Here is a 15,953-nt window from a genome sequence, read left to right on the forward strand (position 1 = left end):
CGCCACGTCGGCGCCGTCGAAAGGTTCACCATGTCCGCATTCCTGCCCCTGCACGGCAAGACCGCCCTCGTCACCGGCGTGTCCCGACGCCGCGGCATCGGGTTCGCCGTCGCCTCGAAGCTCGCGTCCCTCGGCGCCAGCGTCGTCATCCACCACCACCGTCCGCACGACCTCGACCTGCCGTGGGGCGGCGACGACCTCGACGCGGTCCGCGACGGCGTCCGCGCGCACCTGACCGAGGGAGCGCGGTTCGCCGACCTCCCCGCCGACCTGTCCGACGCGTCCACGATCCCCGGGCTGATCGCGACCGCCGCCGCGCTCACCGGCACGCTCGACGTCCTCGTGTGCAACCATGCGAAGAGCGGCGACGACGGCAGCATCCTCGACATGACCCCCGACCGGCTCAGCGCCTTCTGGGAGGTCAACACCCGCGCGACCGTGCTCCTCACCGCCGAGTTCGCGCGATTGCGGGCACCGCGGCCCGACGAGCCGCGGCGACCCGGCGACCGGATCCAGGGGAACGGCCCGTACCCGGGGCCGCAGGGCCACGTGTTCTGGATGACCTCGGGGCAGATCCACGGCGCCATGCGCGGCGAGGTGGCCTACGCCGCGAGCAAGGCGGCACTCGCGGGGGTCACGGCGACGGTGGCGCAGGAGCTCCTCGAGCTCGGCATCGTCCTGAACACGATCAACCCCGGGCCGGTGAACACCGGGTACTTGGACCCCGAGACCACCGACCGGTCGCTGGACGACCTCGACGACTGGATCGCGACCACGCCGTTCGGTCGCGTCGGCAGGCCGGAGGACCCCGCCGAGCTCATCGCGTGGCTGGCGACGTCGGCGGGGAGCTGGGTCGTCGGCCAGGTGCTCACCTCGGACGGCGGCTTCAGCCTCTGACGCGGCCACGGCCACGGCCGTCGGCCAGACCACGGTCGGACGGGAGGCGCGGTGCGGGCCCGCACCGCGCCTCGTGTCCGCCGTCCGGTCGCGGTCAGTCGGTGGCGCCCGGCGGCGGGTCGAGCAGCAGGCCGACGCGGTCGGCCAGGTAGGCCTCGAGGGGGACGGTGGTGCCCGCGGTGGGGGACCAGCGGACGGCGGGGACCCCGTCCGCTATGACGAGCACCCCGTCCGAGCCGACGAGCGAGCCGTCGAGGGGGATCGGCGTCGCCCCGTGGTTCACGGTGTCGCCCGGCTCGAAGTGCCCCTTCTGCGCCGCCGCCCGGTACGCGCGGCGGACCTCGGCGGAGACCGACACGAACTGCGAGCGACCGGGCTCGGTCACGCGCGTGATCCGACCGGTCGCCCAGACCCGGCCGTCGGTCTCGGGCGAGGACCCGAGCAGCAGGGCACCGACGCGCCAGACCCGGCCGAGGGAGCGGATGGTGGGGTCACGCCGGATGCCGAGCAACGCCCTCGGTTCGACGTACTCGCCGAGGGCCTCGTCGGGGACGTCGGCGTCGCGGAGTCGTCGGGCGGCGTCGTCGAGCAGCGCCCTCGCCCGTTCCACGCCGTCCGTCACGGCACCCGAGCGTAGTCGGGTGGTCGCCCCCGCCACACCCCGTCGACCGGCCGCCCGGAATGCCGGGTGCCGTGCGGCCGTTGCACCGTCCGGAAACGAGGAGGGCCCCATGGGCATCGTGCGGTGGCTGTTCGACGCGCAGCTCGTCATCGGCGACCAGACCGTGCTCTGGCGCGAGGTGATCGGCAACGTGTTCGGCTTGCTCAGCGCCCTCGGTGGGATGCGCCGCAGGGTCTGGGCCTGGCCGGTCGGCATCGTCGGCAACGCCCTGCTCTTCACCGTCTTCATGGGGGCGCTCTTCGACACCCCCAACCCCGTCAACCTGCTCGGTCAGGCCGGTCGCCAGGTGATGTTCATCATCGTCAGCGTCTACGGCTGGTACCGCTGGACGCACCGCCCCGAGGACGTGACGACCGTGATCGAGCCGCGCTGGGCCTCCTGGCGTGCCCGCGCACTGCTCGTCCTCGCGCTGGTGGGCGGCACCGCCGTGCTGACCCCGGTGTTCCGAGCCCTCGGCTCGTACGAGCCGGTGTGGAGCGACGCCTGGATCTTCGTCGGCTCGCTGCTCGCGACCTACGGCATGGCGAAGGGCTGGGTGGAGTTCTGGCTCATCTGGGTCGCGGTCGACCTGGTCGGCGTGCCGCTGCTCTTCTCGGCCGGGTACTACGCCTCCGGGCTCATGTACGTGTTCTACGGGGTCTTCACGCTGGCCGGGTTCTTCGTCTGGATGCGACAGCGGACGCGGCCCCCGGCGGCGGCCGTCACGGTCGGCTGACCTCGGGTCCGGCCGAGTCCGGCCGTGTCCGGATTGCGTGACGCCCCCCGCACGGGTTGCAGACACCTGTACGGGATTCCGCTGGGATGGGTGAATGACAGAACTTCACGTGGCGGCTCTCGAGGACGAACAGTCGCTCGCCGAGCGGATCGTCCGTGGCGCCATCCGCGCCTACCGGCTCCACCCGTTCGACCAGGTCGACGCCGCGGTCGTCGCCGAGACCGCCCGGCTCCCGCTCGACGCCGTCGAGCGCGTGTTCCCGACGTGGGACGCCCTGCTCCTCGTGACGTACGACCGCTGGGTCCAGCTCCGTGGCACCCGACGCAGCTGCGCGCCCCGGTGCACCATCGAGTACGTCCGCATGACCCTGGCCGAGGACGTCGCGGATCCGGGGCTCGTCCGCGTCCTCGCCGGTGTCGTCAACATCGCCGGGGCCGAGACGGGCTTCGCCGAACTCTTCCGCAAGCGCTACGACGACTACGTCGCCCAGCTCGCGGCCGGACTCCAGCGCGACTTCGACGCCGACGTCGAGCAGTCGGCGATCCCGGCGGACCAGGCGGCCACCCAGCTTGTGGCGCTCTACCAGGGGCTGCAGATCCAGATGCTGGTCCGCCCGTACATCGACGTCCTCGTCGAGTACGACCGAGCGGTCCGGACGCTGCGCCGCGGATGGCAGGAGCGTGAGGTCCCCGCGTGGGACCTCGAGGACTCGCAGGCGACGGTCGTACCCATGCGGCCGGCCGTGACCGTGCTCTCGTCGTCGGCCCGAGTCGCCCAGACGTCGGCCTGAGCCGTCCCGTCGTCGGCCTGAGCCGTCCCGTCGTCCGCCTGAGCAGCTCCGGGGGCCTTCCGCCGCCGGTGCTCAGCGTGCCGGTCGGCCCCGTCGCCGCCACGATGCGATCTGCCGGAGCGTCACCTTCGACCCGTACTGGGCGACCGAGTGCCGGAACAGGTACTCGGCGAACCACAGCAGCACCGCCGCGACCACGAACACCTCGACGATGCAGACCACCGACTCGGCGACGGTGAGCGAGCCGACCGCGTTCCGGACCATCGCGGTGATCGGCGTGAACGTCGGGAAGTACGTGAAGAACGACGCGACCGGCGACGTCGGCGTCGTCATCACGAAGAACGCCGCGTAGAGCGGGATGATCAGCGAGAAGATCGCCACCGACTGCAGCGCCGAGGCGTCCTTGATCGACGGCACCGCAGCGCCGACGACGACGAAGAGGGCCGAGGCGAGCAGGACCCCGCCGACCAGGAGCAGCGCACCGACCGCCATCCGCCAGGGGTCGATCGCCAGTCCGCCGAGCCGTGACGCCACGAGGGGGAGCGCGACGAGCAGCCCGATCAACCCCGGGACCACGAAGACCCCCACCTGGACGAACCCGACGAGCAGCATCGCGATGACCTTGCCGCGGATGAGGTCCCCGGCGGTCACGGTGGTCAGGATCATCTCGGAGATGCGGTTCTCCTTCTCCTCGACCACCACCGTCACCATGCGGGTCGCGAGCAGGATGACGAGTCCGAAGAACGCCGCGACGTAGAGGAACGGCGGCACGATCGACAACCACCCGGGGGCGACCGCACCGTCGGCGTAGGTCGTCAGGTCGGTGGCCGGTGGGTTGCGCAGGAGCTCGACGGACTCCGGGTCGTCGACGGCCTGGGCGACGCTCTGCTCGAGCACCCGCTCGGCCAGCGACGAGTACCCGCCGTTGCCGAAGAGCCCGCGGTCGGCGCCCTCCACACGGATCGGCGAGGTCGACGGGGATGCCGGGAAGGTGATGAACGCGTCGAGGGAGCCCGCGCGCACCGCGGCCCGGTCAGCAGCGGGGTCGGTCGAGGGCGATCCGCCCCACCGCGCCGCCACACGTTCGGACACCAGCCCCGACTCGTCGACGTACCGGAACGGCGTCTTCGTGGCGGACGAACTCGACACGACCGAGTCGGTGCCGGCGCTCTGCCCGACCCCGACGAGCAGGGAGACGACGACGATGACCACCGGCAGCGCGAGCGTGCCGATCCAGAATGCGGGCTTCTTCACCGCACGGACGAACTCGAACCGGATCACGGTCCCCAGGCGGCTCACGCGGCCGCTCCGGCCCGCGCGGCCTCGGCAGCGGCGTCGGAGCCCGCGTCGTGGCCGTACACCTGGACGAAGATCTCGTCGAGCGGGATGCGGCGCATCTCGAACCCGGTGACGTGCACGCCGGCCGAGACGAGCGCCGCGAGCACGTCCGAGCCGTCCGCCGCCGCAGCGGGCGTGGGCACGAGGTAGGCGATGTGCCCCTCGCGCCGGGCGAGCCGGTAGAGCGGCGACGGCGGGACGGGGCCGTCGAGTCCCACCCGGGCGACCGCGCCGCCGAAGGCGTCCTGCACGTCCGGGATGGTGCCGTAGGCCGCCGCGGTGCCGTCCTTCAGGAGGAGGATGCGATCGCAGAGCCGTTCGACCTCGTCCATGTGGTGGGTCACGAGGACGACCGTCGCGCCGTCGGCCTTCCGCTCGTCGACGAGGTCGAGGAGCAGCCGGCGGTTCACCGGGTCGAGGCCCTTGGTCGGCTCGTCGAGGATGAGCAGCCGTGGCCGGTCCATGATCGTGATGCCGAGCTGCACCTTCTGCTGCTGCCCGCCGGAGAGCTTGTCCACGCGGAGCTTCGCGCGGTCGGCCAGCCCGACGCGGGCGAGGTAGTCCATGCTCCACGCGGTCGCCTCCGGGCCGCGCAGGCCGCGGAGCCGCCCGAAGTACGTCATCACGTCGATGACGGACTCCTTGCGGTAGAGCCCGCGTTCCTCGGGCAGGTAGCCGATCCCGCCGGTCGCGGGCCGGTAGGGCTCGCCGTCGATCGTCAGCGTGCCGGCGGTCGGCGTGGTGATGCCGAGCAGGGCGCGGATGGTGGTGGTCTTGCCGGAGCCGTTGCTGCCGAGCAGGCCGAAGGTCTCACCGGGGGCGATGTCGAACGACAGGCCGTCGACCACGTTCCGGTCCCCGAACCGCATCACGAAGTCCCGCACGCTGATGGTCGCCCCGCTCATGCGGCGACCCTACCGGTCGTTCCTTCCCAGAACAGTCGCGATGGGATGCGGAAACGGGCGTACCTGGTCGAACAAGACGACCAGGTACGCCCGATTCCGCCAGGTACGCCTGAGACCGCCCGGCGGGGTCGACGCGACCGGCCGACGGACTGGAGGCGCGGTGCCTGACCGCACCGCGCCTCCCGTCCGTCACCTGGTTCCGTCAGGAACGCAACCAGGCCGTCCCCACACCCGACAGTGCGCCGTCTGCCACCGGCGCGGAGGCGAGCAGCAGCTCGCCGGCAGGGAGGTCGTAGGGCTCGTCGCCGAACACCGTCACGCTCGTCCACCCGTTCGGGCGACGGAACGCGAGGACGTCGTCGCGGCCGGTCTCGAGCCACTCGAGGTGCTCCTCGGACTGCAGCTGCCCACGCAGGCCGAGCGCCGTCCGGTAGAGGTGCAGCGTCGAGTCCGGGTCGGCGTCCTCCGCCTCGACCGACACCTCGCCGAACCAGGCCGGCTGCGGCAGGTGCGACCCACCGGCACCGAAGCCGAAGCTCTCACCCGAGCGCGTCCACGGCAGGGGCACGCGGCAGCCGTCGCGGCCCACGTCGACGCCCGGGTTCCGGAAGAACGCGGGGTCCTGGCGGTCGGCGTCCGGGATGTCGCCGACCTCCTGCAGCCCGAGCTCCTCGCCCTGGTACAGGTACGCCGAACCGGGCAGCGCGAGCTCGAGGAGCGTCGCCGCGGTGGCACGGCGCAGGCCGAGCGCGCGGTCGAGCGCGTCCTGCGAACCGCCGGCGAGCAGCCACGCCGAGCCCTGCTTCTCCTCCGCACCGTTGCGGGCGGGGAGCGCGTAGCGGGTGGCGTGCCGGACGACGTCGTGGTTCGAGAAGACCCACGTGGTCGACGAGCCGGACTGCTCGGCGAGACCGAGGTTGAACTCGATGATGCTGCGGAACTGGCCGGCGTCGAAGTCGGCCTCGAGCAGGTCGAAGTTGAACGCCTGCCCGAGCCCCTCGGCGCTGGCGTACCGGGCGCGGCGATCGGCGGCGACCCACGCCTCGGCGACCGCGGTCCGGGCGGGCGTGTACTCGTCGAAGACCTTCCGCCACTCGGCGTAGATCTCGTGCACGTCGTCGCGGTCCCACAGGATGTGCGAGCCGTCCTTCGGGGACGCGAGGACCTCGGCCCAGCTGGGGAGCTCCCCGTCCGGCAGGTCCTTCGCGAGCCCGTGCGCCACGTCGATGCGGAACCCGTCCACGCCACGGTCGGACCAGAAGCGCAGGGTGTGCAGGAAGTCGTCGCGGACCTCGCGGTTCGCCCAGTTCAGGTCGGGCTGCTCCTTCGCGAAGTTGTGCAGGTACCACTGGCCGTCGCCGACCGCGGTCCACGCCGGGCCGCCGAAGATCGACACCCAGTCCGCGGGCGCCTGTTCCCCGGACGGTCCGGTGCCGTCGCGGAACACGTAGCGGTCGCGTGCCGGGCTGCCCTTCGGGGACGCCAGCGCCTCACGGAACCACGCGTGCCGGTCGCTCGTGTGGTTCGGCACCACGTCGACGATGACCCGGATGCCGGCGCCGTGCAGCGCCGCGACCATCGCGTCGAAGTCGTCGAGCGTGCCGAGGCGCGGGTCGACGTCGCGGTAGTCGTCGACGTCGTAGCCGCCGTCGGCGAGGGCGGACGGGTAGAACGGGCTGAGCCAGACGGCCTCGATGCCGAGCGACGCCAGGTACGGCACCTTCGCGGTGATGCCGGGGAGGTCGCCGATGCCGTCGCCGTTCGCGTCCGCGAACGACCGCGGGTAGATCTGGTAGACGCTCGCCTGGCGCCACCAGGTCTCGTCGGTGGCGGTCGGTGCGGGCTGGACGTCGGGGTCGAGCACGTCGGTCATGGGGTGGGGGTCCTCTCGGGTCGGTGTGGGCGCGGCTGCGGGCGCGGGCGTGGCGGGGCTCGTCACTTGATGGCTCCCTGCGTGACCCCGGCCATCACCCAGCGCTGCGTGAACAGGTAGACGATGATCGCCGGGGCCATCGCCATGAGGTACGAGGCGAACGACACGTTGTAGTTGTTGCTGAACTGCGTCTGGAACATCTGCTGGAGCACCGGGAGCGTCTGCAGCGCCGGGTTCGAGGTGATGAGCGAGGGCATCACGAAGTCGTTCCACGAGGCGAGGAACGCGAAGATGCCGACCGTGGCGCTCATCGGTGCCAGCAGCGGGAACACGAGCCGCCAGAACACCTGGCCGGTGCTCGCGCCGTCGATCCTGGCGCTCTCCTCGAGCTCCGCGGGGATCGAGCGGAGGAACGCGGTGAACAGCAGCACGCTGAACGACAGCTGGAACATGACGTGCAGGATCGCGACGCCGATCGGGTTGTCCAGGTGGGCCAGGCCGGTGAGCTTCACCTGCGAGAGCGCGAGCACCGGGAACGGCAGGAACATCGCGGCGAGCAGGTAGAAGAACGACCAGCGGAACAGCCGGCGCTCCCAGTTCCGTGCGATCGCGTACGCCGTGAACGACGCCAGCAGGATCGTGCCGACGACGGTGATCGCGGCGACGAGCACCGAGACGCCGAACGCGCGCGGGAAGTCGGTCAGCTGCCAGGCCTGCACGAAGCCGTCGACGCTGAACGGCGCCGGCAGCGAGAACGCGTTGCCGTCGACCGCCTGGCTCGTCGTCTTGAAGGCCATCGTGATCGTCACGTAGAGCGGCACGAGCACGGACAGGGCACAGAGGACGAGGACGACCGTGACCGGCCAGTTGAAGCGCTCGCCGCGGCGGCCGGCGTTCCGGTCGGCGTCGACGGATCGGATCGTGCCGGTCGCGGTGGTCCCCGGCTGGAGGGGTGCCTGGATGGTCATCAGAGCGCTGCCTTCCCGCGGGTCGCCCGCAGCTGGATCACGGCGATGACCACCGCGATGACGAAGAAGATCGTCGCGTTCGCCATCTGGTAGGCGTAGTCGCCGCCGTTGAAGCCCTTGAAGATCGACATCGCGACGCTGGTGGTCGAGGTGCCGGGGCCGCCGTCGGTGAGGCCGACGATGATGTCGTACGAGTTCAGGAAGTTCTTGAACCCGATGATGAGGTTGATGAGGATGTAGCCCGCGGTGAGCGGCGCCGTGATCGACACGAGCTGCCGCCAGGCGCTCGCGCCGTCGAGGGCCGACGCCTCGTACACCTCGGCCGGGATCGAGAGCACGCCGGCGATGTAGATGAGCAGCGTCGACGGGATCGCCTGCCACGCGGTCACGACGACGACCGCGACCCAGGCCAGGTCCGGGTTCGCGAGGATGCTCTGTTCGAGCGGGGCGAAGCCGAGCGTGGTCGCGAGCGCCGGCAGGCTGTTCGCGAACAGGAACGAGAACACGTAGGCGATGACGATGCCCGAGATCACCATGGGCAGGACGAACACGGCGCGGAGCGCGATCTTGCCGCGGATCTTCGAGGTCAGGGCGATCGCGAGCAGGAACGCGACCGCGTTGACGACGAGGACCGTGACGAGCGAGAACCCGATCGTGAACAGGTACGCCTGCAGGATCGCCGGGTCGCTGAACACGGCGACGTAGTTCGTCAGGCCGATGAACCGGAAGTCACCGAACCCGACGGAGTCGGTGAAGCTCAGCACGATGCCCATCACGGCGGGGAGCGTGATCGCCAGCGTGAAGAGCAGGAGGGTGGGGATCAGGAAGACGAGGAAGAGCGGGTCGGTCCGGCTGCGCTTCGTGCGCCCGGCGCCTCGTCCGGCCTGGAGGCGCGGTGCGGCGCCGCCCCGTCGGCGGCTGCCCGCCGTCGTGACGGATTCTGTGGTCGTGGTGGCCAAGGTCGTCTCCTTACGCGGCCGTGCGGAGCGCGAGACGCGCCCAGTCGCCGTCGAGGGTGCGGAGTTGGGGAGCGGGGGCACCGCCGAAGGCGATGGACTGCAGGTAGTTCGCCACCGGGATCTCTGCGGGGATCAGCTGCGAGGCACCCAGGTAGAAGTTCGCCTGGTCGTACGAGTCCTGCATGCCGCGGAGCGCCGGGTTCGACGCCGGCGGCGAGTCCTTCCGGACGCCGAAACCGTTGTTGTCGGCGTTGTACTCGTCGCTCACGGCGGGGCTCATCAGGAACGACAGGAACTCGCGCGCCGCCTCCTTCTTGCGGGACGCCTCCGGGATCCAGAGGCCCAGGTCGACGTTCACGCGCACCTTGTTGTCGGCGGCGTCGTCGGTCGCCGGGAACGGGAACGTGCCGAGCTCGATGTCCTTGTTCGACTTCGCGATCTCGCCGAGCGCCCACGGCCCCTGCAGGTACATCGCGGCCTTCCCCTGCGCGAACGCGAGGTTGCCGTCGCCGTACCCGCGGCTCGCCGCGCCCTTCTGGTGCCACTGCAGGAGATCCACCATGCGGTCGACCGGTCCGGCGAAGTCCTTCTCGAACGAGACGCTCGAACCCGAGCCGACCTTCGTGCCCTCGCGGTCGAGTGCCGCGAAGGTCTGCTGCAGGTCGAGCATCCCGCCCACCGAGTAGTCGAACATGCCCTGGGCGATCGTCCAGTTGTCCTTGTACGTGCCGTACATCGGCGTGATGCCGGCCTTGGTGAGCCGTTCGCAGACGTCGCGGAACTCGCTCCACGTGGTCGGCACGTCGATGCCCTGGTCGGCGAAGATCTGCTTGTTGTAGATCACCGACGCCGCGGTCACCGAGTACGGCAGCACGCTCGTCCGACCCGGGTAGTCCGCGGTCTGCTTCATGAGCGGCCACAGGTCGGGGTTGATCGTGTCCTTCTCCGGCAGGTCCGACAGGTCCGAGAGGGCGCCGTGCTCGACGAACGAGACCATCGCGTAGTTGTAGTTCAGGCAGCCGAGGTCCGGCGGTCGGTTCCGGACGAAGTTGGCGGACATGTTGGACGTCGAGTCGCGGATGACGCGGATCTTCGACTGGCTGTCGTGGAACTTGGCGATGACCTCGTCGAAGTAGCCGATGACCTCGGGCTTCGACACGTAGAAGGTGATCGTCTCGGGGCGGCTGCTCGAGGAACCGAGCGGGGCACAGCCGGCGAGGGCCAGGCCCGCACCGATGCCGCCCGCCCCGAGCAGGAACCCGCGGCGGCTGAGCGCGGCGGCGTTCCTGGTGGTGGCGTGTGTCTGCACGTCGTCTCCGTCCGTCCGGACCCGGCGTCCCTGCCGTTCCGGTTCGCGGTCCGGCTCCGGTGCCGCCCGCACGACTTAATCTAGCGAGAAAATCTAATTCCGCAAGGAACTGGTTCCGCGGTAGTGTGCGGACATGCCGCCACCCCGTGGAACGAGCGCAGAGACGCTGCTCGCGTACGCCTTCTCGGTGCGGGCGTTCACCGCGACCGAGGCGATCGACGCCACCGGGCTGACCCGCTCCACCGTCCTGGCCGCGTGCGAGGAACTCGTCCGCCTCGGCTGGGTCCGCGAGCTCGACGACGCCCGCGCCGCGGGGGAGTACCGCATCGGCCGGCCGGCCCGTCGGTACGAGCTCGACACCACCGCCGGCGTCGTGCTCGGGATCGACGCCGGGCAGCACCGCGTCACCGTGCTCGTGGCCGACGTGCGCGGCACGGTGCTCGGTCGCGCCGAAGGGTCCCTCGGTGACTCCGGTCTCGACGTGCCGGTCCGGCTCGGGGTCGTGGGTGAGACCGTCGCGGCCGCACTCCTCGACGCCCGGGTCGACCACGACCGGGTCCTCGTCTCGGTCGTCGGCATCCCCGCGCCCGTGGACGCCGGCGGTGCGTCCCCCGGCGACGGCGGGTTCTGGGACCGGATGAACCCGGGCTTCGTCGATGCCGTCCCGGGGCACCTGGTCGTGGTCGAGAACGACGCGAACCTCGCCGCGCTCGCCGAACGGCCGTCCTCGGGCGACGCCTCGTTCGCGGCGCTGCTCTCCGGCGAGCGGTTCGGCAGCGGGCTCGTCGTCGACGGCGTCCTGCTCCGCGGTGCCCACGGTGGCGCGGGGGAGATGCGCGTGCTCGACCTCGTCGACGGCGTCGGCTCGTCCGACGGCATCGGCGCCACCGCACGTCGACTCGTCGCCGAGGCGCTCGCCGCGGATGCGGTCCCGGCGGACAGCCCCCTCACGGCGGACGCCGATCCCGCTGTCCTCTTCCGCGCGGCACGGGCCGGCGACCCCGTCGCCCTCGACATCGTCGACCGCCTGGGGGACCGGCTGGCGCGGGTCTGCGTCCTGCTCGTGAGCCTGCTCGACATCGACCGCGTCGTCGTGGCCGGCGCCATCGCCGAACCCGCCGCCGCCGTCATCGAGCGGGCACGCGTCTGGCTCGACGGCGCGGGGTTCGACCCCGTCCCCGAGATCGTCGCGTCGACGCTCGGCGCCGACGTCGTGGTGATCGGTGCGGTGGCGCACGCAGTCGACGCGGTCCGGGCGGCGCCGCTGTCGTTCGCGCTCACGACACGCCCGGCGGCCGCCGTGCTGTGACGATCGGACCGGTCCGGACACTGCTGGGGTGAAGGGGGTGGTCATGGACCGATCACGAGAACCGGACGCCGAACTGGTCCGGGCAGCGGGGAACGGCGACCGGGTAGCGGGCGTCGCGCTCTTCGACCGCTACGTGGCGACGGTGACCCGGTACGCCTGGGCGCTCGTCCCGTCGCGCCAGGACGTCGAGGAGGTCGTCCAGGACACGTTCGTGACGCTCTGGCGACGGGCGGGCACCGTCGAGCTCCCCGACGAGTCGATCCTGCCGTGGTTGCTCGTGGTGAGCCGGAACCACGCGGCGAACCTCCGCCGCAGTCACCGCAGGCACCAGGGCGACGACCTGCCGGACGACCTGCCGGCTCCGGTGGAGGACGACGACGCCCGTGACCGGCTGCGCTGGGTCAGCACGGAGGAGGTCGACAACCTCTTCCTCGCGATGGGTTCGACCTCCGAGGCGACCCTCGACGAACGGCTCGGTGCGGACGAACAGGCGGGTTGGACGTGCACCGACCGGCTCGGTGGGCGGGCCTGTCAGCACAGCGAGTCGTCGGACCACTACGGCGACCGGTTGGAGACCACCCACACGTTCTTCGTCCGGGGGGACACGTGGATCTCGGTGACGCAGACCAACACGCCGACGGACGGGCTGCTCGACGTGCTGGTCCGACAGACGTGGCGGTGAGACCGGGACGGCCGGGCGGTGCTGACGGCGTCGAGGACCGCCGGCATCCGCTCGGGCGCCGGCCGGTCAGCCGGCGTCGTCCGCGCTGATCGTCACCGGCAGGCTCGCGCCGGACCCCTCGCCGTCGTGGCTGCTCACGTCGAGGACGGCGTCGCCGACCGGCAGGTCGTCGGGCAGGTCGAAGCGCCCGGCGACCGTGAACTGCTCGCCCGTCGGGGTCGGACGTCCGAGCAGCACCGGGGCGCCGGTCGACGCGGGCGTGATCGTCACCGTGACGTCGTCGGACGCGCGGAACGTGCCACCGGTGTCCTCGCAGTCGCGGTAGAGCCAGTCGACGTGCAGGTCGACCGTGCCGCCGGGGCGCAGGTCCGAGTCGCCGAGGTCGATCGAGGTCCCGGCGCAGGACGCGGCGGCCCCGTTCTGCGCGCCGCATCCCGAGAGCACCCCGCCGGCCAGCAGCACCACGACCGACCCCGTCACCGCACGACCCCACCGCATGTGGTCATCCCACCACGGCGGACCGGCCGACGAGGTCACGATCTCGTTGCGTCCGGGCACCCGCTCCGAGCCTCGCTGACCCCGCCGGAACGACACCTGCGCCGAACCACGGATCCGACGTCGAACCAGCGGCGGTGCCCGGTTCGACGTCGGATTCGTGGTTCGACATCCACGTCGGCCCCGTCCGCGGCCACGTCGGACGGGGCCGCCGCCCGACCGCCGCGCCGGTCAGCCCCGCGGGACCGGGATCAACCGCTGCAACTGCGTCACGTGGCCCGGTTCGAGTTCGTCGAGCGACGCCACCCCGAGCAGCCGCATCGTGCGCTCGATCTGCTCGGACAGGATCTGGATCATCCGGTCGACCCCGGCCTCGCCGCCGGCCATCAGGCCGTACAGGTACGCCCGACCGACCATCGTGAACCGCGCCCCGAGGGCCACGGCGGCGACGATGTCCGCGCCGGACATGATGCCCGTGTCGAGGTGCACCTCGGTGTCCATGCCGACCTCCTTGACCACGGAGGGGAGCAGGTGGAACGGGACGGGCGCGCGGTCGAGCTGCCGGCCGCCGTGGTTCGACAGCGTGATCCCGTCGACGCCCATCGACGCCAGGCGCTTCGCGTCCGCCAGGGACTGCACGCCCTTGACGACGACCTTCCCCTTCCACTGCGACCGGATCCACTCGAGGTCCTCGTACGTGACGGTCGGGTCGAACATGTGGTCGAGCAGCTCCCCGACGGTGCCCGACCAGCGGTCCAGGGACGCGAACGCGAGCGGCTCCGTGGTCAGGAAGTCGAACCACCACCACGGCCGGGGGATCGCGTTCAGCACGGTGCGGGCGCTCAGCTGCGGCGGGATGGAGAACCCGTTGCGCTTGTCCCGCAGGCGGGCCCCGGCGACCGGGACGTCGACCGTGACGAGCAGCGTGTCGAACCCGGCCTTCTCGGCGCGGGAGACCAGCGCCATGGACTTCTCGCGGTCCTTCCACATGTAGAGCTGGAACCAGTTCCGCCCGTGCGGGTTCGCGTCGCGGACGTCCTCGATCGCGGTGGTGCCCATCGTCGAGAGCGAGAACGGGATGCCCGCGCGTCCCGCGGCCCGGGCCCCGGCGCGCTCGCCCTCGGTCTGCATCATCCGGGTGAAGCCGGTCGGGGCGATGCCGAACGGGTACGCGGTGGGCGCGCCGAGCACGTCCCGCGTCGTGAAGACCCGTGACACGTCGCGGAGGATCGCCGGGGTGAACTCGATGTCCTCGAACGCCTGGCGGGCGCGGGCGAGGGAGATCTCGGCCTCGGCGGCGCCCTCGGTGTAGTCGAACGCGGCCTTCGGCGTGCGCCGGGCGGCGATGTCGCGCAGGTCCCAGATCGTCAACGCCGACTCGAGGCGCTGCCGCCGCCCCGGCAGCGAGGGCTTCTTGAACTGCATGAGCGGCGCGAGGTCGCGCACCGTCGGCAGCTGGCGCTTGATCGGTGTCCGCCGGTTCGACGGCGTCCCCGGGGTCGCCGCGGGGGCGCCCGTCGCGGGGTCGACTCGGTGCTGGTCGTCGATCGAGGTCATACAGACATCCTACGTCTCGGAGGGGATTGTGGGGTGGTGTGCGCGGACCGCGGGGAGTACCGCACCGGGTCGACGGATCGGGCGGCCATCGCGCGCAGGGCCTCGAGCGACGCCCCACCGAGACCGCCGAGCCCGACCGCCCGCGCCTGGACGAGGACGTTGCCGAGGGCGGTGGCCTCGACGGGGCCCGCCAGGACCGGGAGCCCGGTGCGGTCGGCCGTCAGCTGGCAGAGCAACCGGTTCTGCGATCCACCGCCGACGATGTGCACCTGTCGGATGTCTTTTCCGGTGATGCTGCGGATCGTGTCGAGCGTGTCCGCGTACGCGGTGGCCAGGGACTCGAGGATCGACCGCACTGTCTCGGCCCGCGACGCGGGCGCGGCGAGCCCGTGGTCGCCGCACCAGGCGGCGATCCGGGCCGGCATGTCGCCCGGCGCGGTGAACACGTCGTCCGCGACGTCGAAGACGGGGACCGGGGCGGTGACGGCCGCGGCGGCGGCGAGGAGCGCCTCCAGGTCGACGGCGTCGCCACCTCGCTCCCAGGTGCGCACGCTCTCGGAGAGCAACCACAGTCCGGACACGTTCTTCAGGAACCGGACGCGGCCGTCGACGCCGCCCTCGTTGGTGCAGTTGGCCTCGCGCGCCGCGTCCGACAGGACGGGCGCGTCGAGCTCGACGCCGACGAGCGACCAGGTGCCGGACGAGATGTACGCGAAGTCCGGATCCGTGGCGGGTACGGCCACGACGGCCGAGGCCGTGTCGTGTGACCCGACGAGCGTGACCGGCGCGGTGCCGCCGACAGCGTCGGCGACGGCGGGCAGCAGCGGACCGAGTCGGTCGCCCGGGTCGCGCAGCGTGGGCAGGAGTCCGCTCGGGAGGCCCGCTGCTGCCCGCAACGCCGGATCCCACCCACGGGTGGTCGCGTTCAGGACACCGGTCGTCGAGGCGTTCGTCCGCTCGGCCGCCTCGATGCCGGTCAGCCAGTACCCGAGGAGGTCCGGCACGAGCAGCGCGCGCTGCGCGAGGCGCAGGGACGGGTCGGCGGCGAACTGGAAGAGGGTGTTGAACGGCAGGTGCTGCAGGCCGTTCCGGGCGTACAGCGCGGTGGCGTCCAGCCGCTCGTGCACCGGTGCGACGCCCTGCTCGTGCCGTGCGTCGCGGTAGTGGGACGGCAGCCCGAGCAGCCGACCGCCGCGCAGGAGGCCGTAGTCCACCGCCCACGAATCGATGCCGATGCTCGCGATCGCCGGGTGCGCGGTGAACGCCCGCCGGAGTCCCTCGGTCACCTGCCGGTACAGCTCGACGACGTCCCAGTGCAGGGCCTCGCGGTCGTGCTCGTGCAGGGTGACCGGGCCGTTCGGGAACCGGGTGACGTGCTCCATCCGGACGCCGGTGGTGTCGACGTGCCCGAGGATCACCCGGCCGCTCGTCGCGCCGAGGTCGACCGCGGCGACGGTGCCGCTGTTCGTCATGT

15 protein-coding genes are annotated in these 15,953 nt (G+C 71.7%); 5 read left to right on the forward strand and 10 right to left on the reverse strand.

All coding sequences use genetic code 11. The annotated features are described in order from the left end of the window. Positions 1 to 30 precede the first annotated feature (30 nt). Complete coding sequence (locus ACQXVK_RS10675; RefSeq protein ID WP_430853557.1) at positions 31 to 897, forward strand: SDR family oxidoreductase; 867 nt, start codon at positions 31 to 33, stop codon at positions 895 to 897. Between the two features lie 94 nt (positions 898 to 991). Here the strand turns inward: ACQXVK_RS10675 and ACQXVK_RS10680 are convergent, their stop codons facing one another. Then, positions 992 to 1,519 (reverse strand): hypothetical protein, encoded by a 528-nt coding sequence (locus ACQXVK_RS10680; RefSeq protein WP_416393819.1) that lies wholly within the window; start codon positions 1,517 to 1,519, stop codon positions 992 to 994. A 109-nt stretch (positions 1,520 to 1,628) separates the two neighbouring features. On the opposite strand from ACQXVK_RS10680, the gene pnuC reads away from it, so the two are divergent. Beyond that, entirely contained in the window at positions 1,629 to 2,294 is a 666-nt protein-coding gene (gene pnuC, locus ACQXVK_RS10685) for a nicotinamide riboside transporter PnuC (RefSeq protein ID WP_430853558.1), read from the forward strand. A 94-nt stretch (positions 2,295 to 2,388) separates the two neighbouring features. Further along, positions 2,389 to 3,084 carry a TetR family transcriptional regulator C-terminal domain-containing protein gene (locus tag ACQXVK_RS10690; protein WP_148286804.1) on the forward strand — a complete coding sequence of 232 codons (696 nt, stop codon included), beginning with the start codon at positions 2,389 to 2,391 and terminating at the stop codon, positions 3,082 to 3,084. A 72-nt stretch (positions 3,085 to 3,156) separates the two neighbouring features. Here ACQXVK_RS10690 and ACQXVK_RS10695 read toward each other — a convergent pair whose 3' ends face one another. The 6 genes from ACQXVK_RS10695 to ACQXVK_RS10720 all read right to left on the reverse strand — a co-directional run bounded on the left by ACQXVK_RS10695 (position 3,157) and on the right by ACQXVK_RS10720 (position 10,436). After that, positions 3,157 to 4,383, reverse strand: coding sequence for an ABC transporter permease (locus ACQXVK_RS10695; protein ID WP_402269041.1), 1,227 nt, complete (start codon positions 4,381 to 4,383; stop codon positions 3,157 to 3,159). Then, the gene (locus ACQXVK_RS10700) at positions 4,380 to 5,327 is read right to left on the reverse strand and encodes an ABC transporter ATP-binding protein (RefSeq protein ID WP_430853559.1); all 948 of its coding nucleotides are present in this window, start codon (positions 5,325 to 5,327) and stop codon (positions 4,380 to 4,382) included. The genes ACQXVK_RS10695 and ACQXVK_RS10700 overlap by 4 nt, the downstream gene beginning before the upstream one ends. 202 nt (positions 5,328 to 5,529) lie before the next feature. Next, positions 5,530 to 7,200, reverse strand: coding sequence for a glycoside hydrolase family 13 protein (locus ACQXVK_RS10705; protein ID WP_430853560.1), 1,671 nt, complete (start codon positions 7,198 to 7,200; stop codon positions 5,530 to 5,532). Between the two features lie 62 nt (positions 7,201 to 7,262). Then, entirely contained in the window at positions 7,263 to 8,168 is a 906-nt protein-coding gene (locus ACQXVK_RS10710; RefSeq protein ID WP_430853561.1) for a carbohydrate ABC transporter permease, read from the reverse strand. Further along, positions 8,168 to 9,127 (reverse strand): carbohydrate ABC transporter permease, encoded by a 960-nt coding sequence (locus tag ACQXVK_RS10715; protein ID WP_430853562.1) that lies wholly within the window; start codon positions 9,125 to 9,127, stop codon positions 8,168 to 8,170. Before ACQXVK_RS10715 ends, ACQXVK_RS10710 begins: the two co-directional genes overlap by 1 nt. Positions 9,128 to 9,137: 10 nt before the next feature. Further along, positions 9,138 to 10,436 (reverse strand): ABC transporter substrate-binding protein, encoded by a 1,299-nt coding sequence (locus ACQXVK_RS10720; RefSeq protein WP_430853563.1) that lies wholly within the window; start codon positions 10,434 to 10,436, stop codon positions 9,138 to 9,140. Positions 10,437 to 10,569: 133 nt separating this feature from the next. On the opposite strand from ACQXVK_RS10720, the gene ACQXVK_RS10725 reads away from it, so the two are divergent. Both ACQXVK_RS10725 and ACQXVK_RS10730 read left to right on the forward strand, forming a co-directional pair. Beyond that, on the forward strand, positions 10,570 to 11,745 hold the full coding sequence (locus ACQXVK_RS10725) for an ROK family protein (protein ID WP_430853564.1): 1,176 nt from the start codon (positions 10,570 to 10,572) through the stop codon (positions 11,743 to 11,745). A 43-nt stretch (positions 11,746 to 11,788) separates the two neighbouring features. After that, entirely contained in the window at positions 11,789 to 12,427 is a 639-nt protein-coding gene (locus ACQXVK_RS10730; RefSeq protein WP_430853565.1) for an RNA polymerase sigma factor, read from the forward strand. Positions 12,428 to 12,493: 66 nt separating this feature from the next. Here ACQXVK_RS10730 and ACQXVK_RS10735 read toward each other — a convergent pair whose 3' ends face one another. The 3 genes from ACQXVK_RS10735 to ACQXVK_RS10745 form a co-directional block, all read right to left on the reverse strand. Continuing rightward, positions 12,494 to 12,985, reverse strand: a complete 492-nt coding sequence (locus ACQXVK_RS10735) for a hypothetical protein (RefSeq protein WP_430853566.1) — start codon at positions 12,983 to 12,985, stop codon at positions 12,494 to 12,496. Between the two features lie 168 nt (positions 12,986 to 13,153). Continuing rightward, positions 13,154 to 14,347 (reverse strand): alpha-hydroxy acid oxidase, encoded by a 1,194-nt coding sequence (locus tag ACQXVK_RS10740; RefSeq protein WP_430853772.1) that lies wholly within the window; start codon positions 14,345 to 14,347, stop codon positions 13,154 to 13,156. Between the two features lie 128 nt (positions 14,348 to 14,475). Continuing rightward, entirely contained in the window at positions 14,476 to 15,951 is a 1,476-nt protein-coding gene (locus tag ACQXVK_RS10745; protein ID WP_430853567.1) for a rhamnulokinase, read from the reverse strand. Positions 15,952 to 15,953: the final 2 nt, after the last annotated feature.

The sequence above is a fragment of the Curtobacterium sp. AB451 genome (assembly GCF_050585845.1).
Classification (GTDB): Bacteria; Actinomycetota; Actinomycetes; order Actinomycetales; family Microbacteriaceae; genus Curtobacterium.